Consider the following 24,131-nt stretch of genomic DNA (forward strand, 5'->3'; position numbering starts at 1 on the left):
GTTATGATTAAGATCGCCAAGTTCGGCGGCTCATCGGTCGCCGATGCCAAGCACTTCCGACAGATCAAGGCAATTGTCGACGCGGATCCCGCGCGCCGGTTCATCGTCGTGTCCGCGTGCGGTCGTCGCTGGAAGAGCGATGCTAAGGTCACCGACTTGCTCTACCTGGTTTCCGCTCATATGCGCTATCACGTTTCGTGCGACGACCTGCTCGATGATATCGGCAGCCGTTTCTTTGCCATCGCCGACGAGCTAGGGCTCACGTATCCTATCCGCGAGGAGTACGCGAAGTTCTGCGAGCGCGTACACGCGAACGAGCTCACCCAGGAAGAGCTCGTGAGCCGTGGCGAGTACTTCACCGGTCGTCTCATGGCCGAGTACCTTGGCTTGCCCTTCCTCGATGCGGCGGATGTCGTTGCCTTCCATCACGACGGATCGCTCGACATGGAGCGCACGAATGACCTCATCCAGGAGAAGGGTATCCCCGGCGGCTTCCTCATGCCGGGCTTCTACGGCGCCACGCGCGAGGGTCGCATCATGCTGCTCGACCGCGGCGGCGGCGACATCTCTGGTTCCATTTTGGCGAAGTGCCTCGGCGCGGACCTGTACGAGAACTGGACGGATGTCTCGGGCTTCCTTTCCGCGGATCCTCGTATCGTGGACAATCCGCAGCCCATCGGCCGCATTACCTATCAGGAGCTGCGCGAGCTCTCCTACATGGGCGCGTCCGTCCTGCACGAGGAGGCCGTATTCCCGGTCATGGAAGCGGGCATCCCCATCGCCATCAAGAACACGAACCGCCCGCAAGACCCCGGTACGATCATCTCGGATCGCGACGACTACGTCTCGGGTGAGCCCATCATCACGGGCGTGACCGGCAAGCGCAACTTCGTGGCCGTGCACGTACTCAAAGACCACCTCACCAACGAGATCGGTTACTATCGCCGCGTGCTTTCCGTCTTCGAGCGCTACCGCGTGAGCGTGGAGCACATTCCCTCGGGCATCGATTCGTTCGCCGTGGTCGTGCGTGGCGAGGACGTGAAGGACTCGCTGTGGTCGATCGTCGCGGACATTAAGCGCGAAGTTGAGCCCGATAAGATCAAGGTTGTGGACGATCTGGCGCTCGTTTCCACCGTGGGTCGCAACATGGTGGGACGTCCCGGCGTATCGGGGTCGCTCTTCGCGGCGCTTGGCCAGGAGGGCGTGTCCATCCGCATGATGTCGCAGGGCTCGGACGAGATCAACATCATCGTGGGTGTGCGCGACAGCGATTTCGAGCGTGCGATCCGTGCGATCTACCGGGCATTTTCCGACGGCGACCATCTATTGGAGCTTTCCGACCTCAAGCGCGCCGAAGAAGAGGCGCGTATCGAGACCGCAGGCTTGGCTAGCAGGGAGTAGGAGGAACTATGAAGCAGTACACCATCGCTATTCTGGGCGCGACGGGCGCCGTGGGAACGCAGATGCTCCAGTGCTTGGATGAGCAGGGTATTCCCGTGGGCGAACTGCGTCTCCTTGCGAGCGCTCGCAGCGCGGGCAAGACGGTTGAGTTCCAAGGTCGCGAGGTTACGATCCAGGAGGCTCGCCCTGAAGCGTTCGAGGGTTGCGACTTCGTGCTTGGTGCGGCGGACGACGCTATCGCCCGTGAGCTTTTGCCGAAAGCCGTGGAGGCGGGCGCCGTCGTGGTGGATAACAGCCACGCGTTCCGTCTCGATCCGGATGTGCCGCTCGTGGTCCCCGAGGTAAATGGCGCGGACGTCGCTTGGCACAAGGGCATCATCGCGAACCCCAACTGCGCGACGATCATCGGACTCGTGCCCACGTGGCCGCTACACCAGGTGGCGGGCGTGACGCGCATGGTCGTTTCCACCTATCAGGCGGCGAGCGGCGCGGGCGCTCCGGGCATGGCCGAACTCGAGGCGCAGATTGCCGCCATGGGTCGCGGGGAGGAGATTCCCGCACCCCAGGCGTTCGCGGCGCAGCTGGTGAGCAACCTCATCCCACAGATTGGCGGCTTTGACGGCGAGGGCTATACCTCGGAGGAGATGAAGCTGCAGAACGAGGGTCGCAAGATCATGCACCTGCCCGAGCTCCGCGTGAACTGCACCTGCGTGCGCGTGCCGGTACTGCGTTCGCATTCCGAGAGCATCACGCTCGAGTTCGAGCGCGATATCACGCTCGATGAGGCACGCGAGGCGCTCGCTGCCGCTCCTGGCGTGAAGCTTGTGGACGACCGCGCCGCCGAGAATGCGCACGATCGTTTCCCCATGCCGATCGACACTTCCGACCAGGATCTTATCTGGGTCGGCCGCGTGCGTCGGGATATCTCGAACCCCAATCCCAACCGAGGCATCACGTTTTGGTGCTGCGGCGACCAGATTCGCAAGGGCGCTGCGACGAACGCCGTCCAGATTCTCAAGCTCCTCACTGAGTAAAGGTAAAAATACCCCAGGGGTTTTTAACATTGCGCCCCCGAGCAGGCTTTCTGTTCGGGGGCGTTTTCCATCGCAGGCTCTGGTTATTCGACACTCTTGAGCGCTTCGATCATGTCGATGCGATTGAGCGTGCGGTTCGTGATGAGGTTCACGGCGAGTGCGAATACGAGCGGGAGTACCGCCGCGAACACGTAGCTCAAGGGCGTGACCACCGTCAGGAAGCTGATCGACGGCATCTTGAGCGCGTGAAGCAGCATGTCGCCCAGCACGTATCCAAGTGGCAGGCCGCACACGATGCCGATCATCGTGAGGATGATCGTTTCCTTGTTCACATAGTGGTGCACCTCGCGCGGGCGGAAGCCGAGCACCTTGATGGTTGCCAGTTCGCGTTCGCGCTCGGAGATGTTTGTCGTGGAGAGCGTGAACAGTACGGCGAACGCGAGTGCCGCCGCCATGCCGAGCACGATGGCCACGACGGCATTGATGAGCATGAACGACTGCGAGAAATCGTCGGCGAGCTCGTCGGTGCTCGTCACCGAGAGGAAGCGTGAATCGTCCGCGAGCTCTTCGGTGAGCGAGGCTTCGGCATCGTCACCAGTACAGCGCACGAGCACGCCGTTTGCCTGGAACGCACCGGTATCGTCGAGGGCGCTCGCGCGGTCGCCAAACGCTTCGAGGTAGGCGCTCTGTGTCATATACACGTAATTGCCCAGGTAATTCCGGGCGATGCGCGCAACGTCGATCTCCGTCTGCTCGAGGTGCGAGTCCTGGAGCTCAACGGTGTCCCCCGCGGAAAAGCCCAAGACTTCGGAAGCGTTCTGCGTTATGACCGCGCCGTGCTCGGGCAGATCGACGCTCGCACTCGTATCGAGGTCGGTGACGCTTACAAAGCGGGAGAAGCGGTCGGAGCGGGCGTAGTCATCGGGGAGGACGATGAGCTGCACGCTTTCCTCGCCACCGTCGTACTTGAGCGTCGTGGTATCGATATAGATGGAAACGACTTCGTCCACGCGAGCATCTTCGGCGAGCTCGGCTATGGCATCGTTGTGGTCATCTGGCTCCATGGCAGCGAGGATGCTGTAATGCGCGATGCGTTCGTACTGTTCGGGTACGAGCTCGGCCACGGAGTCCTTGATGGCAAAGCCGCACACGATGAGCGCCGTGCAGCCGAGGATGCCCGCAACCGTCATGAAGAAGCGCCGCTTGTAGCGGAAGAGGTTGCGCGCCGTGACCTTGTTCAGGAACGAGAGGCGACTCCACACGGCAGGAATATGTTCGAGGAAGATGCGCGAGCCAGACTTCGGTGCCTTGGGGCGCATGAGCTCGGCGGGCGTGCGGCGAGATAGGCCGTGCCGCCGATCGCGACGATGAAGATCGCCATACCGCCGAAGCCGTAGAGCGGCTCGAATGAGAAACCGTAGCTCGGCAGCAGGTACATGATGTCGAAGATGGTGAAGATGAATGCCGGCAGCGCGATGAAGCCCAGGAAGAGGCCGAGCAGGCAACCGGAGATGCAGGCGGCGAGCGCGTAGGTGAGGTACTTGGCGAAGATCTCGCCGTTGCGATACCCGAGCGCCTTGTACGTGCCAATAAGCCCGCGTTCCTCCTCGACGAGGCGCGTGATCGTGGTGAGGGAAACGAGCGCCGCCACCACGAGGAAGACGATGGGGAAGAGTGTGCCGATGGCCTCGATCGAATCGGCATCGCTCGAGATCGATGAATAGCTCGAGAGCGACGACCGCGTTTGCACGTACCACGTGGCAGCATCGATGTCGTCGATTTCTGCCTGGGCATCGGCGAGTTCAGCCTCCGCCTCTGCGAACTGTTCGTCTGCCTCCGTGCGTCCGTCCTGCCATTCTGCAAGGCCGTCCTGGTATTCCGCCATGCCGTCTTCATATTCCGCACGCCCGCGATCGAGCTCTACTTGGGCGTCGATAAGTGCTTGACGTGCGGCGGGAAGGCTCGCGGCGCCCGCTTCGAGCTCGGCTTCCGCGCGTTCAAATTCTCTGCGGCCGACGGCGACGCCATCATCAAACGCGCGCCAGGAATCCTCTTCGATCTGAGCGAATTCCTCTTCTGCGCGCGCTTCGGCAAGGGGAAGCGCTTCATCGAGTGCCGCTTGAAGCGCGGCGCCCATGGCCGCGTCGATGGCAGCCCGACGGCCGCTCTTTAGGCGTTCGTCGATGGTGTTTACCGTGTTCCAGAGCTCTGCCGCCTCGGTCTGCTGCTCGAGCATGGCTTGAAGCGCCTCTAAGCCACCGACCTGCGCGTTGAGCTGGTTGATCGTTGCCTGGTACCCGTCACGCTGCTCTTCGAGCCCGCCGATTTGTTGTTCAAGTTCGGTTTTGGTGTTTTCGTATGCAGGGTCTGCTGGGTCGAGCGCGGCGATTTGCTGCTCGATCTCGCCAATCTGGCCGTCGAGCTCCTCGATTGCCTTTTGAGCCGTGGTATAGGCAGTGACGTTTCCGCTTGTCTGCTCGATGGCTGCTTCGAGCGCTTCGAGCGTACCCCATTGCGCTTGGATAGGTTCGAGCTTTTCGGCGTACATCTCGCGTATGGCGAGCGCCTGCTTGACTTCTTCCTGATCCTCGAACGCGGCGAGCGCCTGCTGTTCGATGACGGGACGCATCTGTTCGACCTGCGCCTTCGCAGCCGCGGTCGCTTGTGCACGAGCAGCTTCGAGCGCTTGCTCGCGCCCGTCTTCGAGCATGCTTGCAAGCTCGGCGCGCGCCTCGGATGTGCTCTGTTCGAACTCCGTCCAACCCGCAGCAAGCTGGGCACGTCCGTCGGCGATTTCGGCCTCACCCGCATGGAGCTCCGCCCAGCCATCGTCGATTTCCGCCTGGCCGCTCATGAGCTCCTCGAGCGCATCGCCCAGCTGGCGCGCCGCGTCTTCGAGTTCCGCCCAACCGTCGGCAAGTTCCGCCTCGGCATCGGCGCGCTCCGCTTCGAATTCCGCGCGCGCGTCGTCGAGTTCTGCCTGAGCCTCGCCCTTGACGGCTGCCGTGCGCGCGGCCTCGCGGTCGGCGCGGATCTCGTCCTCGATGCGATCGGTTACCACACGGACGTGCTCGGTATACGCGTCTGAGTACGCGGCGAGTTCGTCCGCGCCCTCCACGGTGAGGTACGCGACGGTGTACGCATCGCCCTCGACGGCGTCCGGCGTCACGAAGAACGTGTAGTCGGAGCTCGAGCTCGAGCGGAACGAGAGCTCGGGGTTGCTCACGTCCATGGCGTCGACCACGATTCCGCAGATGCGGTAGGGATGGCGAGCAAACACCGCCTCGTCCTCGTTTTCGGCTTCAGATATCTCGACGGTGTCGCCGATCTTGAGACCGCTCGCGTCGATGAACTTCTGCGTAACCGCGACCTCGTCGGCCGTTTCGGGCAGTTCGCCGTCAACAACGTAGGGCACGTTCAGCCCGCGTGCGGAAAGCGCCTTCACCTCGACGGACGCGCGGGCGCCTTCGACGTCGGTGTACGTCGCTTCCGTCCACCCGCCCTCGGCGGCCTCGACGCCTTCAACCGAGGCGAGTGCGGCGATGTCGTCATCGTCCAGGCCGAGCGTCGAGAGCACCTGCACGTCGAAGAGATGCTGGGTATCGAAGAACGAATCTGCCGCGTTGTGCAGGTCGGTGCAGGCGGCGCGCAGTCCGCAGAACATGGCGACGCCGAGCGCGCAGATCACGGCAATCGAAACGAAGCGCTTGAGATTGCCTCGTATGGTGCGCGTTGTGTCCTTCCGAAACGCCCCGGTCATGATGCGCCGCCCCTACCACTCGATCTCTGCGATGGGTTTCGGCGCAGGGTTGAGCGACATCTCGGTCACCTTGCCGCTCTTGAAGCGGATAAGGCGATCCGCCATGGGCGCGAGCGCGGAATTGTGGGTGATGATGATGACGGTGATGCCGTCCTTGCGGCACGTGTCCTGCAGAAGCTGCAGGATCTGCTTGCCCGTTTGGTAGTCGAGGGCGCCCGTGGGCTCGTCGCAGAGCAGGAGCTTGGGGTTCTTCGCGATGGCGCGCGCGATGGAGACGCGCTGCTGCTCGCCGCCGGAGAGTTGGGCGGGGAAGTTATCGAGACGTTCGGCCAGGCCTACCTTCTCAAGCGATTCGCGGGCGTCGAGCGCGTCCGGGCACACTTGCGCCGCGAGCTCCACGTTTTCGAGTGCGGTGAGGTTCGGCACGAGATTGTAGAACTGGAACACGAAGCCCACGTCGGTTCGGCGGTATTCCACGAGTTCGCGCTCGGTGGCATGGGTGATGTCGTTGCCGTCGACGAGCACCTCGCCCGAGGTCGCCGTGTCCATGCCGCCCAGGATATTGAGTGCTGTGGTCTTGCCCGCGCCGGATGCTCCCAGGATGACCGCGAGCTCGCCGCGTTCTACCTCGAACGTCGCTCCGTCGAGTGCGTGGATGAGCGTCTCTCCGGACCCGTATGCCTTGATGACGTCGTTGAACTCGATGTATGCCATACGTCGCACCGATTCTGTATTCCGAGCCGCGTTGGCGCGCGGCACCATTACTCGACAGCGTGTTGTCTAGTAGTATAGTGAGGACGCGGGAAGGGTTCGAGATGCGCTCGACACCCATAGACGAATTGTCGACCGCGCGATACCGGCGTCATGCGACGGCGGTGCCTGGCGCATTTGCCACAGGGCACCCGGTAATGTCATCGAGCGCAAGGAGGGCACATGAACAGGCAGCCACAGGTCACCGAGCAAACGCGCGCCCATCTCATGCAGGCATTCTGGGAGCTCTACCTCGAAAAGCCCATCGACAAGATCACCATTCGCGAGATCACCGACCGCGCGGGTTACAATCGCGCGACGTTCTACCTGCACTATCGCGACGTGTACGACCTCTTCGAGCAACTCGAGAACGGTATCCTCACGCAGATTGGCAAGCTCGTGAACGACCGCCTGCTTACGGAGGAGACGCTCGATTTCTCGAACCACATGGGTTTCATCGTGCAGCTCGCCGAGCGTTTCAACGGTTTCATGCCGCGCCTGCTGGCGAGCGATCCCTCGTTCGCCGCGCGCCTGAAGGCCATCATCACTCCGCTGCTCGACCACTTCATCATCCCCGCCGGGACGCTTACCCCCGATGAGCAGGACATCCTGCGCGAGTTCTATGCAACCGGCCTGTTGAGCGCCATCACGGCATGGATGTCCCTGCGTGAGCGCATGCCTATCGACCAGTTCGTCGCGCTCATCGTGCGAACGCTCGCTCCCGGGGCGGATTCCGGTGATGCCCCCGCGCAGTGAGCGTGCCACGATGCTATACAATGCATTGAGCAGGCACGTGTGGCCGAAATACCGCGAGAGAGGGGTTCCCATGGCAGAGAAGGCGCAGGTTTATTTCACGAATTTTCGCAGCTACGGTCATGAGAGCCAGCTCGACAAGCTCAAGCGTCTCATTCGCCGTGCCGGCATCGATCAAATTGACTTCGAGAACAAGTTCGTCGCCATCAAGATTCACTTCGGCGAGCTCGGCAACTTGAGCTTCCTGCGCCCCAACTACGCGCGCGCCGTCGCCGACGTGGTGAAGGAGCTCGGCGGCAAGCCATTCCTTACGGATTGCAACACGCTCTATGTGGGCAGCCGCAAAAACGCGCTCGAGCACATCGACTGCGCGTACCAGAACGGCTTCACGCCCTACGCCACGGGCTGCCACGTGATCATCGCCGACGGCCTCAAGGGCACGGACGAGGCGCTCGTGCCGGTGAAGAACGGCGAGTACGTGAAAGAGGCGAAGATCGGCCAGGCGCTCATGGACGCGGACATCGTCATCTCGCTTACGCATTTCAAGGGGCACGAGCAGGCAGGCTTCGGCGGCTGCATGAAGAACCTCGGCATGGGTGGCGGCAGCCGCGCGGGCAAGATGGAGCAGCACGCGGCGGGCAAGCCCGATGTCGCGGCGGAGAAGTGCATCGGGTGCCATGCCTGCGAGCGCATCTGTGCGCACGGCGCCGTAAGCTTCGAGGATACGCGTGAGCGTGAGCTGCCGAACGGCCAGACGCGCACGGTGCATGTGGCGAAGATCGATCACGACCGCTGCGTGGGCTGCGGGCGCTGCATCGGCGCGTGCAACCAAGATGCCATCGCCCCCGGGTACGACGCTGCCGTCGATGTGCTCAACTGCAAGATCGCCGAGTACACGCAGGCCGTGGTGCAGGATCGTCCGAACTTCCATATCTCCATCGCCATGGACATCAGCCCCAACTGTGACTGCCATCCCGAGAACGATACGCCCATCGTGCCGGATCTGGGCATGTTCGCGAGCTTCGATCCCGTGGCGATCGACCAGGCGGCGATCGACATGGCGCTCGCGCAGCCAGCGCTGCCGAATACCGAGCTCACGGACATGCGCGCCAAGCTCGAGGCGGCGGGCGGTATCCCCGAGCACTGCCAGCACGACCACTTCAACATGACGCACCCGAACACGAACTGGCGCTCGTGCATCGAACATGCCGAGAAGATCGGCTTGGGTACGAGCGACTACGAGCTCATCGAGGTGAAGTAGGGACTTATCTGACGGACGCTTTGGGTCTGATACCGTGGTATTACCCGCGCCAGTACGCGATGGCGATCTGCGTACGGTTCTTGAGGCGCATTTTCATCAAGATTGAACTGATGTGGTTGCGGACGGTGCCTTCACTCATGTAGGCGGCGGCTGCGATTTCCCGGTTGTCGAAACCATCGGCGATAAGGCGAGCTACCTCGAATTCGCGGTCGGTGAGGCAGGCGAACGTTGCAGGGCGCGATGGCGGTTCGTTCTGAGTTCTTTGCGGTTGCCGAGCAGGCTGTTCGTCCAGGGCTGCTAGACGCGCCTCAAGCGAGCGATTTTCATGCAGAAGCTGCTGCGCGCGATGCATCATGTCATCGCGCGTCCGGTAGAGGGTTTCCTGGCGCGCAAGCATACGATTCGTGCGCATAGAGAGCAAGACGGCGAGCGCGCTGCAAGCGGCGACTAGGAAACTCTCTGCAAATCCTGTGCCGTGCAGGGGCAACGCCGCTGCGAGCGCGACGGCGGGCACGGCAATGCAGGCGCGCAGCCAGTCCACGCGGTGCAGCTCGCGCGCCGCATCGTAGCAGGCAAGGGGCAGGAAGAGGAAACCTGTCGGCGAGAAGATGGCGATGATGCCGAGCGCGATGGGGGCGAGCGGCCGCGTGCGCGTAGGCAGCGCCTCGTTAAGCGCGGTCGCGCTGACTGCGGCGAGTGCAACGACGACATCCGTGGCGCCGATGCCGAGCATGCCGCCATGAGCCGCGGCCGTCGCTGCCGCCACGTCGGCGGCGCCTGCATCGCCGAGTGCGCGCATCGCAAGCAGAGCGAGGCAGGCGAAGTATATGAAGAGCTTGTCGGTCGAGCGTTCCATGCGCCGTATGGTATCAGAGGAATGTTAGGGGAGCGTCAAGCCGCGAGGCGTGGGACGCATGTCGCTCCTTTCGCGACATTCCCTTTCCGAAATGCTCACGTTCCAGCCTTAGTCCGCGCGTGGTTACACGTCCTCTACCAGCAAATGTACAACTCATGACATTTGTCACTGGTGCAATGTGCGCATGTTCTTCATAATGGGCGCAGGAATTGGGACAAGGTTTTCGCGCATCGACGTTCGCCGGGCTGTCGGGTACATAGCCGACGTGCAACTCGTCGCACGAAAGTCTGTCTCCAAATGCAGCAAGAGGTAACGTTTTGAACCCGTCCCAAAATGGCTCACGCGGGGGAGCGAGGCGCTATGGATATTGTGGCAGTCGATGGTCTGGTGAAGCGCTATGGCGAGGTGCTGGCGCTCGATGGATTCAATCTGCATATAGAGCAGGGTGAGATTTTCGGCCTGCTCGGACCCAACGGCAGCGGCAAGACCACAGCCATCAACTGTATGCTGCAGTTGCTCACGTACGACCGTGGTACCATCCGTCTGTTCGGCGAGGACATGACACCTGTGCGCTACGACCTCAAGCGGCGCATCGGCATCGTGCCGCAACAGGTCGCTGTCCTCGACGAACTTACCGTACGCGAGAATATCGATTTCTTCTGCTCGCTATATGTAACGGATCGCGCGCGCCGCAGACAGCTTGTGGACGAGGCCATTGAGTTCGTGGGAATCGAGGACTACGCGCGCTTTCGCCCCAAGAAGCTCTCGGGTGGTTTGCTCCGCCGACTCAACATTGCGTGCGGGATCGCGCATAAACCCGAGCTCATCTTCTTCGACGAGCCTACCGTTGCCGTTGATCCGCAGAGCCGCAGTGCCATCCTCGACGGCATCAAAGGTTTGCGCGACGGTGGAGCCACGGTGGTTTATACCAGCCACTACATGGAAGAGGTCGAGCAAATCTGCTCGCGTATCATGATTATGGACGGCGGCCGCGTGCTCGCACAGGGCACGAACGATGATCTCAAGCGCATGGTCGCGGTGGGCGAAAGGATCGTGGTAGAGACCGCGCAGGTGTCACGAGCGGTGTTCGACCGCCTGCGCGCGTTATCGCACGTGCTCGAGGTGTCGTTCGACGCGGGCATGCTCACCATTCGCTGTGAACCCAGCGAACACAACCTTACCGACGTGTTGGGTGTGCTGAGCGCGGCTCGCGTTCGGTTGGGACGCGTATACGCCGAGCCGCCCACCCTGAACGACGTATTCCTCGAACTTACCGGCCGCGAGCTGCGCGATTAGGAGAAGAATATCATGCTCAGCACGTTCCGCGTGACCGTTCGCATGCTTCTGCGCACGCCGAGCGCACTTGTGTGGGCGCTTGCGTTTCCCATTATCATGTCGACGCTTTTCATCTTCATGTTCTCGGGCATGCGTACCGCCGAGTCCATCGAGCCGGTGCCCGTGGCCGTGGTCCACGACGATTCCTGGGACGTTTCGCCGTTCTCGTTCGTGGTCGAGGCTCTTTCCGTCGGCGACGAGGCTGAAGTCGGCGAGGCCGAAGGGACGGTGTCCGCCGCTGCGCCCCTCCTCGAGGTCGTGGAAGCACAGGACGAAAAAACCGCTCGTGACCTGCTTGCCTCAGGCGAGGTGGACGGCATCTACATGGTGGATGAAGAACTCAGGCCGCAGCTCATCGTCGCGCCGGAGACGAGCTCCGCTCATCTGGATAGCGGTAGCGGCGCGGGGTACGCCGTGAACCGCACGATTCTCGAGGAGGTTGCGAGCTCCTATACCCAGTCCCGCGCACTCATCGAAGAGATTGCGCGCACGAACCCCTCCGTTCTCATCGATTACGAGGCAGTTGCGCGTGCCCTGTCACGCTCCGCTTCGGCCGAACGAGTCTCGTTCACGCGCGCCGCGCCCGACCAGACGGTTCGCTTCTATTACGCGCTCCTAGGTATGGCAACGCTTTTTGCTGCCCAGCTCGCTATGCTCGCTGTGGCGAACATCCGCCCCACAGCTTCGGCCACCGCCGCGCGCCGCTGTATCGCGGGCGTGAGCCGCATCCGCCAGCTCATCGGCGCGCTCGTCGGGTCGTGGCTCCTCTCGCTCACCTTTCTCACTGTGGCCTTCGTCTACATGCGCTTCGTGGTGGGGATCGATTTCGAGGGTCGCGAAGGCCTGTGCTTGCTCGGTCTTGCGGGCGGCGCGGTCCTCGCTACAGGCATCGGCGCTGTGGTGGGTTCGCTGCCGCTTCAAGGCGGCGCTAGTGCCGGCTCGGGCATCCTCACAGCACTCACCTGCGTGCTCGCCATCTTTGCTGGCCTCTACGGCGAACCTACCATGGAGCTTGCCGATTCCATCGCCCGCGCGGTTCCCATCTCAACGTGGGTTAACCCGGCGAAGCTCGTGTGCGACCTCTTCTATAGCCTGTACTTCTACGAATCGATTGTGCCGTTCGCTGCCCGCCTCGCCGCGTGCGTGGGCTGGGGCGTGCTTTTCTTCTTGATCGCGGCGCCGATGTTTAGGAGGCAACGCTATGCGCATCTGTAGATCTGCCCTCGCCATCGGTCTGCGTCATCCCATATACCTTGGTGTGTATGTGCTCTTTCTCTCTTTACTGGGTATCTTTCTCACCATCGGCTCGAATGATGAGACCGCTGCGACAAGCGGCTACGCGCCTGCGCACGCGAGCATCGCGATAATCGATCGCGACGGTTCGGCGCTTGCGGGCGAGCTCGGTGCCTATCTCGCAGAGATGCACGATGCTGTAGACATCGAGGATGAATCCTTCGAGCTGCAGGACGCCCTCGCTACGAACCTTGTCGACGCAGTCGTAATCATTCCAGAAGGCTTTGGAGCCGAATGCCTCGATCGCGGACGTGCAGGAGGGGAGCTGCCAACTATCCAGATCGCTTACGGAAGCTACACGCAGGGTTCTGCGCTCGTTGAGACGCAAGCGGTGCGCTGGGTTGCGCTTGCCGGGGCTGCCGCGGAGCTCGAGCCGGATGCGGACGCTGCACGTGTTGCTGAGCTCGTAGCCGCTGCAGCACCAGTGCGCGCAGAGACGCATGTGGAGAACCTCGCGCAAGCCGACGGTCCCGCCAAGCCGTTCCAGGCGTACCTCAACTTCAGCACGTATTCCATCACCTGTTCGGTTGTGGTGTGCGCAGGCTTGGTGCTTACCACTATGAACGGGAAACGGCTGCGGGCGCGCGCACTCGCATCGCCCATGCGGCCCCGGCGGCTGGGTGTCGAAACCCTAGCCGCCTGCTTCGTGCTCGTCGTGTGCGTATGGGCAGTTTCGGGCGTGGTCGGCGTCGTGGCGAGCGGCGTACTCACGGCGGGCGTCGGGTTTGCTCAGGTTGCACTCGCGCTTGCGGCCATGCTTGTGTTTGCACTGGTGCCGCTTGCGCTCGCGTTCGCCTTGGCGCAGCTGCGCATGTCTGAAGAGGGGCTCAATGCGTTCGGCAACATCGGCGGCATGCTCATGTCCTTCTTAGGCGGCGCGTGGGTGCCCCTCGATGTGCTGAGCGAATCCGTGCAGGTCGTAGCACGCTTTGCACCGACGTTCTGGGCGAACGACGCTATCGCGGCGGTGCTTGCCGTGCCCGAGCTCACGGTCGAGGTGCTCACCCGCTACGCTATCGGCGTAGGCGTTACGGCGCTCTTTGCCGTGGCGATCACCTGTGTGGGCTTCGCTGCCACCCGTTCACGTGAGGCGTGACTTTGAAAGTCTCTGCTTGTGGGTTGTTTTTCGCATGGTGGATCACTGTCGCTGGAAGGTCTTCATATACTCACTCGCGACAGGCCGAGAGCCCTTCCCCACCCGAGGTGCCTGCCCCCGCGTTCCTGCCCCGTCGCTTTGCCGCCGCTGCCCAGCCCCTCTCGTTTTCGAAAGCGTCGCATAACGGCCGACACCTCGGTCAGGCTTCCCGGCCCGCCGATCGAGCCCAGCCCCTCTCGTTTTCGAAAGCGTCGCATAACTCGGCGGTGAGCCCGGAATAGAAGGTTCACCGTCGAGTTATGCGACGCTTTGCTCTCCGTCAGCCTATATAGAGAGCGTCGGCCTATGTAGAGAGCGGGTAGCAAAGCTCCTTGTTGCTTTTCCGAGAGCATGGTGCAACGCTGTTCACCCCTGCATTTTCACTGATGGTTATGAGCGCGCGTGTCCGCGGACAGCAATCGGAGACGGTATGGATATTCCAGTTGTGCTTTCCCATAAAACAGCATGGCTGCTTCGTCGCACGAAGCATTTCTCGCAATTATGCGACCGTGCTCGTCAGCGAGGTTCAGAATGTGGCGAGTCGCCGTTTCTTGAGGATGAAGACCTTTTGGATATCGGACTTGGAGAGCTGGGATTGCCTGCTCACACCATCGTCCAACGCGTAAGGGATGCGCTGCATTCATGGGGTGTCCCTGTCGAGGAGCTTAACAGCGTTGATGTACTTGTTCCATTTGCCAATGACCGTGTGAGGACGGAGCATCTTGCATGTCATTCACATGGGCAGATTGTCCACGAGGAAAATGTGATTCCCGTCGCCCGTGGATTGCTTTCTGTGGGGAATCCCCTTTGTTTTGCGCAGGCGGCAACGTGGATGAATCGACGCGAGCTTATTGAGTTCGGCTACGAGCTGTGCGCGGATTACTTCACGCCGTTTGATTCGTCTTATGTGGAGCACAAGCCGTACTCATCGTGCGATGAGTTGGAAGCGCGCCTCAAAGGGCTTGGTGGCGTGCGCGGAACAGCTGCGGCGAGCAAAGCCCTTGCGTCTGTGAAGGACGGATCGCGTTCACCCATGGAGACGGCGACAGCGATGATGATTGCATGCCCACGGCTGCTGGGCGGGCTCGAATATCGGAACATAGCGCTGAACGGCCGCGTCGATGTTCCGCATGAGCAGGCACGATACACCTCTTCAAGCTATTACGAGGTTGACATACTCGCCTCGATGAAGAAGGTTGGCGTGGAATATGATGGCGGCGGGCATGACGAGCGCTCTCGAAGGGGTCATGATGCCGAACGACTCAACGCGCTCTCGCTCATGGGGTTCGACATAAAGATTCTCACCAGCGTTCAGTTTTCAACAAAGCTGAACATGCATCGAGCCATGAACGCCATAGCTCGATCTTTGGGCATCAAGGCAGGCCAATCTATTCGGTTCCAGCGCGATCAAGACGATTTGCGCCGCTTCGTGATACGCCATTGGGATAGGTATGGTGAAATGCAGGAGGAAGGGTGCTAGACGTATCGACCTTTGCGTTCTCTACATTGGCTCATGCCCGGTAGGTTCAAAAGCTCTACGAAATATGGCGGACGGCGGCTTGCAGTGAGCTCCGGGAACAAGACGCCCTGCCTGGGCAAGCGTCGCACAACTCGACAGTCAGACCGGAATTGAGGGTTCATCGTCGAGTTATGCGACGCCTTGCTGAAGAGAAGAGGTGGGTGGGCGGGTGCGGCGCGTAGGGCGGTGCGCTGCGGGCGGGCATGCGAGGTTGATGCACGTTCGACTTTTGTGGGCTGCGGCAGGCGACCTGCCTTGTATGCCTGTCCGCTTCTTTGCTAGAATAGCGAACAGTCTATTTTGGAGGAAAGCTCTACGCAGATGTCTGCATCTAGCGACAGTTCCACACCGCGAAGTACGACGGGCGCGCCCGACGCGCCCGGTTCCTGTATCCCGCCCGATGACGTTTGCGCAACGTGTCGCAAACGCCGGAAGTCGTGTCCGAAGTTCCCGCTGGCAGAAGACGGTGACGCCGCGGCGAAAGCGAGCCGCAAGGAGCCTCCGCATTACACCCTGGGTGAAGAGATCGCCAATTCCATCACGCATGGCATCGGCTGTTTGTTCGCCATCGCCGGCCTCGTGCTGCTCATCGTGAAGGCGGCGCTCGGCGACGGTGAGCCCACACACCTCATCTCCGCTATCGTGTGCGGCGTGACGCTCATCTTCGAATACCTCGCCTCGACGCTCTACCATGCCATTCAGGTGCCGGCGGCGAAGCGCGTGTTCCGCATCATCGACCACAGCAGCATCTACCTGCTCATCGCCGGGTTCTACACCCCGTTTTGCCTCATCACGCTCATCGACGCCGGGGGTCTCGTGCTCTTCGTGGTGGTGTGGGCGCTCGCCTTCGCCGGCGTGTCGTTCGAGATCATCGGGCGTCAGCGTCAGCCGCGATGGGTCACCATCACCATCTACCTCATCATGGGGTGGCTCGTGGTCTTCCGCCTGCCGCAGCTCGCCGCCGCGCTCGACCCGGTGGCGCTCACACTCCTCGTCGTCGGTGGTCTGTGCTACACCATTGGCACCGGCTTCTACCTTTTGAAGAAGATCCCGTATATGCACAGCATATGGCACCTCTGGGTGCTCGCGGGCAGCATCTTCATCTTCATGGCGGTGATCCTTTTCGTGATCTAGCGCTCGTAACGCACTCTATCGCCGGGCTCGTCGCCTCGGCACCGCGTGCTCGCCTGCGGCTTGGTATCCAGTGGAGCATTCGGCATTCGCACTGTTCCCCATCTTTGGAGGTTCGAACTCGTCCCTATGGGCATATTGATTTCCATCGTCGCAACACTGCTTCTTACGATTCTGAACGGCTACTTCTCCATGAGCGAGATGGCGCTCACCACTGCCAAGCGCGCCGCGCTCGAGCACGACGCCGAAGAGGGTGACAAACGCGCCAGCCTCGCGCTCGACCTCGCGAACGACTCCACGAACTTCCTGGCTACCATTCAGGTCGCCATCACGCTCGTGGGCTTCTTCTCCGCGACGGTCTCATCGAACACGCTTTCCGACCCACTCACGAAGTGGGTTGAGTCCTTCGATATCGCTCCGCTCTCGGCTATCGCGCCCGTGGCGTCGCCCATCGTCATCACGCTCATCGTTTCCTACCTCTCGATCGTGATCGGCGAGCTCGTGCCCAAGCGCATCGGCCTTTCCGACGCGGAGGGCATGGCGAAGTCCGTTGCTGGCACCATTTCCACGTTCCGCAAGATTGCCAAGCCGCTCGTGTGGCTCACGCAGGTGAGCGCGAACGGCATCTCTGCACTTCTGGGCATTAAGAGCGCCGACGACCGGCAGAACGTCTCCGAGGAAGAGATCAAGTACATGGTCTCCGAGCAGGACACCCTGCTCGACGAGGAGAAGCGCATGATCCACGAGATCTTCGACCTCGGTGACGCCGTGGCGCGCGAAGTCATGGTGCCGCGTGTTGACGTGACTATGGCCGAGGACACAGACGCCATCCAGCAGGTGCTCGACGAGATGCGTCGCACCGGCTACTCGCGCATTCCCGTGTACCACGAGGACACCGACAATGTTGTGGGCATCGCGCACATCAAGGACCTCATCGAACTCGCGCTCTCGAGCCGCGGCACGGAGCCTGTCTCCTCCTGCCTGCGCGACGCGACGTTCGTGCCGGACACGAAGGACATCCTGCCTCTGCTTTCCGAGATGCAGACCGCACACGAGCAGATGGTCGTCGTGGTGGACGAATACGGCGGTACTGCCGGCATCATCACCATCGAGGATATCGTCGAGGAGATCGTGGGCGAGATTGAGGACGAGTTCGACCCCGACAACAAGTACCTCACGCGTCTCTCGCGCCGCGAGTGGCTCGTCGATGGGCGTTTCAGCTGCGATGACGCTATCGAGCTGGGTTGGCCGATCGAGGAGAGCGACGAGTACGAGACCATTGCCGGCTGGATTCTCGAGGTTTGCGACGGCGTGCCGAGCATCGGCGAGGCGTTCGAGGTCGAGGGTTACCGTTTCCGCGTGCAGTCCATGCGCGGTCAGCGCATCTCGCTCATCCGCGTGATCGCGCCGGAAGAGCCGGTTGTGGTGGAGAAGGATGCCTCCGGCGATGCCGCCGAGGGTTCAGGGCAAGCATGATAATTTCGGTACCGGGTACTGAAAGTATCATTGGATGCGCTACGATGGCAGAAGTGTGACCCAAGCCGCCGTGCCGTATACGGCGGTAGGAGAGGGAGAGACATGGCAAGCCTGTTCAACATCATGAAGATCACGGTCGATGCGAAGAAGCTCCGCGCCCGCGTGCTCGTGAACCCCGGGATGCCGGTTATGACTTCGGAAGACATCGAGGCGACGGCGCGCGTGTACTATCTTGCCCCGGCGATCGCCAAGCATGTGTGCCTGGGCGACGCCGGTCGTGAGTTTCAGGATTGCATGGGCGATACCGAGCTCGCGCACCTGCTCGAGCACCTTACGGTCGAGATTCTGAACGAGACTGGCCTTGCGGGCGATATCTCGTGCGGCCGCACGCGCGGCGTGGCGGGTGACGAGCGCCTCTTCGAGATCGAGCTTTCGTGCCCCGACGACGCGCTTACCATCGGCGCGCTTTCGTCTGCGGCATTCATGATGGAGTGGGCGTTCTTGCATCCGGAGGCCGCGGCGCCCGATTTCGCCGGAACCGTGGAAGCGCTGCGCCAGATGGTGCTCGCGCTGCGCGGTGAGGCGGACTCCCGTGACGCGGATGGCGACTCCGGCGACCTGGCAGAGATAGCGGCAGATGTCGCGGACGAGCCCGCAGACGCGCGTGCTGCCGAAGAGGACGGTGTCTCGGCGCAGCCGGTGTACGGCGGCGCGGCTGCCGTCCGTCATGAGGGCGGCGATGAGTAACGCGGCAAAATAGCCTCGATGAGCAAGTTGTGTGATTCCATCTGAGTGCCGTTGTGTTGGCTGCGCGAACATCTCTCATTTCGAGTTGGCGATGAGCGTCATCGCTTTATATTGCGTGTAAGACGATGTGCAGACGGGCTTCGACGCGATTATGTATCTGAGCGATACGGAGCGCGCCCCTATCTTGTGTTTGCGGGCGCCGCAGCGCTTGCCTGCGGCACCGCCTCGCGGAGGCGGGCGGCTCGCTAGGTTTATTCCGTCTCCACCCATGATGAGGGAGATGCGCGCCCCGTGCACAGGTATAATGGAGAGCAACTGTACGCCGCCTCTGGCGAAGCCAACAGAAGGGAACGCTCATGGGTAAGGGTTTCAGCTTCCTCGTCGGTGCCACACTTGGCGCTGCTGCCGGTACGATCATCGGCATCCTCATCGCGCCGCGCGCCGGTGCGGAGACGCGTGCCATGGCCGCCGATATGGCAAACGATGCCTGGGATAACGCACGCGACATGTACGAGCAGGGCGCCGAGCAGGCTCGCGCCGCTATGAACGACTTCGGCCCCATGGTCGATGCGAAGACCGATGAGCTCCGCGCCAAGGTCGACCTTGCCCGCGAGCGCATGGACCAGCTGCGCGAGACGCTGAACGAGGCTATCGCCGGCGGCACCGTGACGCCCGCCGCCGATGTCGAGATTGAGGTCGCGCCCGAGGCCGAGGCAGCTTCCGAGGCGTAATGCGCACCCAGGATTTCCAGGGGCTGAAGATCTACCGCATCCCAGCGGAGGCAAAGCGCACCCGCAAGGACGGTACCCCGCGCGACCCGAAGAAGATTGGCAAGATTCATTTCCCGGTGTTCACGCCGGACGGCACGCGCGTCGTGGGCTTCATGGTCTCACCTCCCGATGTCGCAGGCATGATCAAGCAGTCGGATCGCTTCGTCGCGCGCGATGTCGTTCGCGTATACGAGGGCGTACTCGCCGTTCCAGATGCGAAGGACTCCTTCGACGCTGCGGCAGCCAAGCGGCTTGGCATCGATCTAGACGCCTGCATCATCTGGACGGGTATGGACGCCGTGACGGTTTCCGGCAAGAAGCTCGGATACTGCGCAGATGCGGAGTTCGACCCTAAGACGGGCAAGGTCTCGACATTCTCGCTCACGAGCGGAATGGCCGCGACGGCGCTCGTAGGTACCATCGATATGCCGGCGACCTACCTCAAAGGCTATGGGAACGGTGCGATGATCGTCGCCGATGAGGCCGCCGAGCTTGGATTCTCTGGCGGCGTGGCTGCGAAGGCGGGCGAGGCGAGCGCGAAGATCGGCGTGAAGGTTCGTTCCGGTGCCGAATCGCTCGACGAGAAGGGTGCCGCAGCGCTCAAGCGCGGAAGCGCGACCATGGAGAAGGGCGGTCGCGCCCTGGGCAAGCAGATTGGTAAGACGCGGGGCATGTTCTCGGGCTTCGCGCGTGAGTTCAAAAAGGCTTCCTCGTCCTCTTCGACGAAGAAGCATAGCTAGTGTATGGCGCGGCGCATCTGTTTGCGTGGCACCCATGCACGATAGACAGCACGTAGCGCGCGGTGTTCGGTGTCGGATGCCGCGCGACGGGGAGGAGCACCATTGCTCAATCACACCACCTCCTACCCACCGAAGCGCCCACATCCCAGGCGCAACCAAAAGACGACCGGCTACCAGCTTTCTCGATCGCGCAAGAAGGCACCGCACAGACCGGGTGCCTCATACGTTCGCCATTCACAGGGCTTCGGAAGCGACAACCGGCGTTCGCGCACGCACGTCCGCCGAGGCGGTCAGGGTAGCAGTCGTCGCAACGCCCGGCGCCCGTATGCGTTCGTGATCGTTGGCTGCGCGGCGCTCTTCTTCGTGGCAAGCCTCATCTGGTACCTCAACCGTAGCGTCGGCATCACCCTGAACGGCAGCGATGCGAGCGTTCATATCGGCGCCACCATCACGCAGGTCATAGAAGACGAGGGGTTCGAGGACTCCTGCCGGCCTGGCAACTTGCTCGCGGTCGACGACAGCGTGATCACGCGCGGTGGCGGTGAGCGCTACAGCGTAACCCTCGACGGCGAGGAAGTCGATCCCGACTCCTACGACACCGTGAAGCTCGAGGGCGGCGAGGAGCTTGAAATCCACGATGGTGCGGACGTCTACGAGGAGCACAAGGTTGAGGCGACGACGATCGAGCCGACCATCACCGTTGAAGGTAACGGCGCCATCGGATACGTGAGCACTTGGGGTATCCCCGGCCGCTCCGAGGTGTGGACGGGCGAGCTCACCGGCATCACCGCCGATCGCGGGGTGGTGCAGAAAGTGCAAGATTGCGTGGTCACGTACCGCTCCGTCTCGCCCGACGCCGAGGATGCGCGCTACATCGCGCTGACCTTCGACGAAGGACCGAGCGCCTATACCCAGCAGATCCTCGACATTTTGGAGGAAAAGGGCGTCTCCGCGACCTTCTTCTTGCAGGGAGATGCCGTCGAGGAGAATCCGGCCGCGGCGAAGGCCATCGTCGAAGCGGGTCACGAGATAGGCTCGAACGCATACAACGACGTCGACCTCTCCACGCTCTCGGGTGAGGAGCTTCGCTCCCAGCTCACACGCGGATTCGACGCCATCGAGAACGCCACAGGCGAGCGCGTGAACCTCTTGCGCGCGCCTTACGCCTCCTTCAGCACGGAGAACTGGGCGGAGAGCATGGACATCGTGGGTGCTGTGGTCTCGTGGAACATCGACTCTGGCGACTGGTTGCTGCCAGGTGCGGAATCCGTGCAGGAGAACGTGGTGGGTGCGGCGCGCAACGGCAACATCGTGTTGCTTACCGACAACGACGTTACGGGCGAGCAGCTCGTCGAGGCGCTGCCCGGGATTATCGACCAGCTCAAAGAGGACGGGTACACCATCGTGACGCTCAGCGAGCTCATCGCCACGGATGAGGATTTCGCCGAAGAACTCGACCTTGCACACACCTCGATGCCCGAAGACGCCGCGCTGCCCGTTATGCCGAGCGACGACGAGGACGAGTGAGCATGAGGCCTGAGCCCCGAACCAGCCATTGGGGACAGTCCCCAATGGCTGGTGGAATCTGAGCCCTGGACGAAAACCATCGCCGAACGTGAACGGGGATCCGAATCCTAGACGAAAAGCATCGACACGCGTGCGCCGACCTCGACGGCGAGCCGCCGCCCCGCGATCCGCGAAGCCGGGCGCCGCGCGCCCTTCGGAAGGCGTCTCGGCGGCCCGAAGACCCAAATCGCGCCAGGTGAACAGTTTCCACGCCATCTCCGAAGTAGCCATGCGATTTCGTAAAGGAAAACAGCAGGTACGGTGTTCGGGTATGTCCGCGCAACTTCAATGCCCCACCGAAAACCGTTCACTTGGCGCGATTTGGGAATCGGGGCTCCGGGCTGAGGATCCCACGGTTTCTTAAGGACGCCTTATGGTCTTGTCAACCTTGTATTGAATCACGCGCGGTTTTCGACTGGAGCACTCGGTGCGCATCCATGGGCTCATGCGATTTAGTAGACTGCTCGCGTGACATATCTACATCTACAGACCGCCGGCTTGCGGCGTCTGCATGGGGAAGCGAAGTACCGTGAGCGACCGAAAAAAATATATTCAGCCGGGGAAGGCGACCCACCTCCACTACACCACGACGGCAAGGGGCAAGCGCTACGTCGCCTCAGCGTCACGCGCCAGACGCGGCCGTCGTCCATCCCGTCGTCCGCGCTTGTCCAAGGCGGTCGTCGTGGCAGTCGCTGCGGTGGCGCTTGTTATCGGCTCCGCGAGCGCGTGGTATTTCCTATTGCGCGACGTGGCGATTTCGGTGAATGGCGAGCAGGTGGTGGCTCGCGTGAACGCGCCGCTCGCGGAGGTTCTCGAAGAGCACGACTACTTCGGTGCGGTGCCAGGACGGCTGCTTTCGGTGGGTGGTAACGTGATCGAGGAGCGGGGCGGAGAACCCTGCGCAGTGAGTCGACAGGGTGAGCAGCTAGCACCCGAGCAGGTCGAGGGTGCGCGCATCCAGGAGGGCGATGTCTTCACCGTTGCGGACGGCACGGATACCGAGGAGGCGTCGACGGAGGAAACGCAGGAGATTGCACCGGGTATCCACCGCGAGACGGGCGGCGCGATCCAGTTCGTCTCGCAATGGGGCAAGGCGGGCAGCAAACGCGTGAAAACCGGTGAGGTCTCTGGCGAGACGGCGGAAGAGGTGCTCGAGGAGCCGCAGGACATGGTGGTCTCGTCGGTGAATCCCCGCCCGTCAAGCGGCAAGTATGTGGCGCTCACCTTCGACGATGGCCCGAGCTCCTACACGCCTCAGATTCTGGAAATCCTGAAGGAAAAGGGCGTGCGTGCCACGTTCTTCAACCTGGGTTCTCAGGCGCAGAGCAACCCGTCGGGCAGCAGGGCGATCGTAGAGGCAGGACAAGAGCTGGCGAGCCATACCATGGCGCATCGTAACCTGCCGACAGTCGACCGCGACACGCTCCGCTCGGAGATTTCGACTGCGGCTGATGCGTTGAGCGAAGCGAGCGGTACACATCCGCAGATGATACGCGCTCCCTACGGGGCGTTCGGCGACACGGAGTGGGCGCGCTCGGGCGACCTCATCTCGTGCAACGTACTATGGAACGTCGATACGTGCGACTGGGAGCGGCCGGGTGCGGATGCCATCCGGGCGGAGGCAGTGAACAGCGCGTTCAACGGCGCAATTATCCTCATGCACGACGGCGGCGGCAATCGTGAGCAGACGGTCGCGGCGCTGCCCGGGATCATCGACGACTTGCGGGCAAAGGGCTACGAGTTCGTCACGGTGAGCGAGCTCATGAGCATGGACGACCGCATTCCCGAAGACGTGGCGAACGGTACCGTCTCCATGCCCGAGGAAGCCGTGCTCCCTAGCGTCTAGCGCACGGTGCCTCGGACGCCAGCCAACAACCCCCGTCCCCAATGACTGGCGCCGTTGCGCTGCGCGATGTCACGGTCCATCGCGAATTTCTGCTATAGTTATCCCTGCATTATGGGTCACGAGAAAGGCAACAGGTGAAATCGAAACCTCGACCTCACAGTCGGTGACCCCTGCGGGTGCTCTTTGCGCGCGTATGGGGTGAAGACCCGGCACGCCACCTCAGCGTCGCCGCATCGCGCAAACGCTTTCCGCGCCGCCCGTCGGCCGCGCCCAGGAAACGCAAAGGAGCACCATGAACTATCTTTCTGAGATGCTCAAGCTACCCGTTCTCGATGTGAACGGAGAGAAGCTCGGAGTTGTGAACGACCTCGGCATCGCCACGGGCGAGGTCTTTCCGCATGTGACGTCGCTCGCCTTCCAAGGGCCGGGCAAGACGCCGTTCATGATCAGCTGGCGCAAGTACGTCGACCACGTGGACGATGAAGGCGTGCACCTCAAAACGCGCGACACCGATGTGCGCTTCTCGTATCTGCAGCCCGATGAACTGTTGCTGGCGCGCGATATCCTGAACAAGCAGATCGTGGACACGCAGGGACTCAAGGTCGTGCGCGTGAACGACCTCAAGCTCTCGAGCTCTGGTGAGAACCAGCTGCGCCTGCTCGGTGCCGAGGTGGGAAGCCGGGGCCTTTTGCGCGCGATGCACCCCGCGCTCGAGCGCATCGCCGCACGGCTTGCCCGCGCGGTGGGAAAGCCCCTCG

20 protein-coding genes are annotated in these 24,131 nt (G+C 62.1%); 16 read left to right on the forward strand and 4 right to left on the reverse strand.

What is annotated here, in order from left to right:
* Positions 1-3 precede the first annotated feature (3 nt).
* Entirely contained in the window at positions 4-1,401 is a 1,398-nt protein-coding gene (locus QZ079_RS00470) for an aspartate kinase (protein ID WP_297033615.1), read from the forward strand.
* 8 nt (positions 1,402-1,409) lie between these two features.
* Positions 1,410-2,435 carry an aspartate-semialdehyde dehydrogenase gene (locus QZ079_RS00475; protein ID WP_297033619.1) on the forward strand — a complete coding sequence of 342 codons (1,026 nt, stop codon included), beginning with the start codon at positions 1,410-1,412 and terminating at the stop codon, positions 2,433-2,435.
* Positions 2,436-2,518: 83 nt separating this feature from the next.
* On the opposite strand, the gene QZ079_RS00480 is transcribed toward QZ079_RS00475, so the two are convergent.
* The 3 genes from QZ079_RS00480 to QZ079_RS00490 are packed head-to-tail and all read right to left on the reverse strand — an operon-like array spanning position 2,519 to position 6,909.
* Positions 2,519-3,754 carry an ABC transporter permease gene (locus QZ079_RS00480; protein WP_297033622.1) on the reverse strand — a complete coding sequence of 412 codons (1,236 nt, stop codon included), beginning with the start codon at positions 3,752-3,754 and terminating at the stop codon, positions 2,519-2,521.
* Positions 3,673-6,195 (reverse strand): FtsX-like permease family protein, encoded by a 2,523-nt coding sequence (locus QZ079_RS00485; protein WP_297033625.1) that lies wholly within the window; start codon positions 6,193-6,195, stop codon positions 3,673-3,675. Before QZ079_RS00485 ends, QZ079_RS00480 begins: the two co-directional genes overlap by 82 nt.
* A gap of 12 nt (positions 6,196-6,207) precedes the next feature.
* Positions 6,208-6,909 (reverse strand): ABC transporter ATP-binding protein, encoded by a 702-nt coding sequence (locus tag QZ079_RS00490; RefSeq protein WP_291288170.1) that lies wholly within the window; start codon positions 6,907-6,909, stop codon positions 6,208-6,210.
* A 219-nt stretch (positions 6,910-7,128) separates the two neighbouring features.
* Between QZ079_RS00490 and QZ079_RS00495 the strand changes: the two genes are divergently transcribed.
* Together QZ079_RS00495 and QZ079_RS00500 are read left to right on the forward strand one after the other, a co-directional pair.
* On the forward strand, positions 7,129-7,701 hold the full coding sequence (locus QZ079_RS00495; RefSeq protein WP_291288171.1) for a TetR/AcrR family transcriptional regulator: 573 nt from the start codon (positions 7,129-7,131) through the stop codon (positions 7,699-7,701).
* A gap of 70 nt (positions 7,702-7,771) precedes the next feature.
* Complete coding sequence (locus tag QZ079_RS00500; RefSeq protein WP_297033630.1) at positions 7,772-8,959, forward strand: DUF362 domain-containing protein; 1,188 nt, start codon at positions 7,772-7,774, stop codon at positions 8,957-8,959.
* 40 nt (positions 8,960-8,999) lie between these two features.
* On the opposite strand, the gene QZ079_RS00505 is transcribed toward QZ079_RS00500, so the two are convergent.
* A complete protein-coding gene (locus tag QZ079_RS00505; protein WP_297033632.1) occupies positions 9,000-9,815 on the reverse strand; it encodes a LuxR C-terminal-related transcriptional regulator in 816 nt (271 codons plus the stop codon).
* A gap of 360 nt (positions 9,816-10,175) precedes the next feature.
* Here QZ079_RS00505 and QZ079_RS00510 point away from each other — a divergent pair, with 360 nt between their 5' ends.
* The 12 genes from QZ079_RS00510 to QZ079_RS00565 form a co-directional block, all read left to right on the forward strand.
* Entirely contained in the window at positions 10,176-11,111 is a 936-nt protein-coding gene (locus QZ079_RS00510) for an ABC transporter ATP-binding protein (protein WP_297033636.1), read from the forward strand.
* Between the two features lie 12 nt (positions 11,112-11,123).
* Positions 11,124-12,365, forward strand: coding sequence for an ABC transporter permease (locus tag QZ079_RS00515; RefSeq protein WP_297033638.1), 1,242 nt, complete (start codon positions 11,124-11,126; stop codon positions 12,363-12,365).
* Entirely contained in the window at positions 12,352-13,539 is a 1,188-nt protein-coding gene (locus tag QZ079_RS00520; RefSeq protein ID WP_297033641.1) for an ABC transporter permease, read from the forward strand. The genes QZ079_RS00515 and QZ079_RS00520 overlap by 14 nt, the downstream gene beginning before the upstream one ends.
* A 469-nt stretch (positions 13,540-14,008) precedes the next feature.
* Positions 14,009-15,058, forward strand: coding sequence for a hypothetical protein (locus QZ079_RS00525; RefSeq protein ID WP_291288177.1), 1,050 nt, complete (start codon positions 14,009-14,011; stop codon positions 15,056-15,058).
* A gap of 360 nt (positions 15,059-15,418) precedes the next feature.
* Positions 15,419-16,231, forward strand: coding sequence for a hemolysin III family protein (locus tag QZ079_RS00530; RefSeq protein ID WP_297033646.1), 813 nt, complete (start codon positions 15,419-15,421; stop codon positions 16,229-16,231).
* A gap of 126 nt (positions 16,232-16,357) precedes the next feature.
* Positions 16,358-17,704 carry a hemolysin family protein gene (locus tag QZ079_RS00535; RefSeq protein WP_297033649.1) on the forward strand — a complete coding sequence of 449 codons (1,347 nt, stop codon included), beginning with the start codon at positions 16,358-16,360 and terminating at the stop codon, positions 17,702-17,704.
* Positions 17,705-17,806: 102 nt separating this feature from the next.
* Positions 17,807-18,451 carry a cyanophycin synthetase family protein gene (locus tag QZ079_RS00540; RefSeq protein ID WP_297033652.1) on the forward strand — a complete coding sequence of 215 codons (645 nt, stop codon included), beginning with the start codon at positions 17,807-17,809 and terminating at the stop codon, positions 18,449-18,451.
* Positions 18,452-18,807: 356 nt separating this feature from the next.
* On the forward strand, positions 18,808-19,182 hold the full coding sequence (locus QZ079_RS00545) for a YtxH domain-containing protein (protein WP_297033654.1): 375 nt from the start codon (positions 18,808-18,810) through the stop codon (positions 19,180-19,182).
* The gene (locus QZ079_RS00550; protein WP_297033658.1) at positions 19,182-19,961 is read left to right on the forward strand and encodes a PRC-barrel domain containing protein; all 780 of its coding nucleotides are present in this window, start codon (positions 19,182-19,184) and stop codon (positions 19,959-19,961) included. Before QZ079_RS00545 ends, QZ079_RS00550 begins: the two co-directional genes overlap by 1 nt.
* Positions 19,962-20,063: 102 nt before the next feature.
* Positions 20,064-21,488: a polysaccharide deacetylase family protein gene (locus QZ079_RS00555; protein ID WP_297033660.1), complete on the forward strand. Its 1,425-nt coding sequence runs from the start codon at positions 20,064-20,066 to the stop codon at positions 21,486-21,488.
* A 721-nt stretch (positions 21,489-22,209) separates the two neighbouring features.
* Positions 22,210-23,373, forward strand: a complete 1,164-nt coding sequence (locus QZ079_RS00560; protein ID WP_297033663.1) for a polysaccharide deacetylase family protein — start codon at positions 22,210-22,212, stop codon at positions 23,371-23,373.
* 292 nt (positions 23,374-23,665) lie between these two features.
* On the forward strand, positions 23,666-24,131 hold a 466-nt coding region (locus QZ079_RS00565), incomplete at its 3' end, for a PRC-barrel domain-containing protein (protein ID WP_297033665.1).

It is taken from the genome of uncultured Enorma sp. (assembly GCA_905210055.1).
Lineage (GTDB): Bacteria > Actinomycetota > Coriobacteriia > Coriobacteriales > Coriobacteriaceae > Enorma.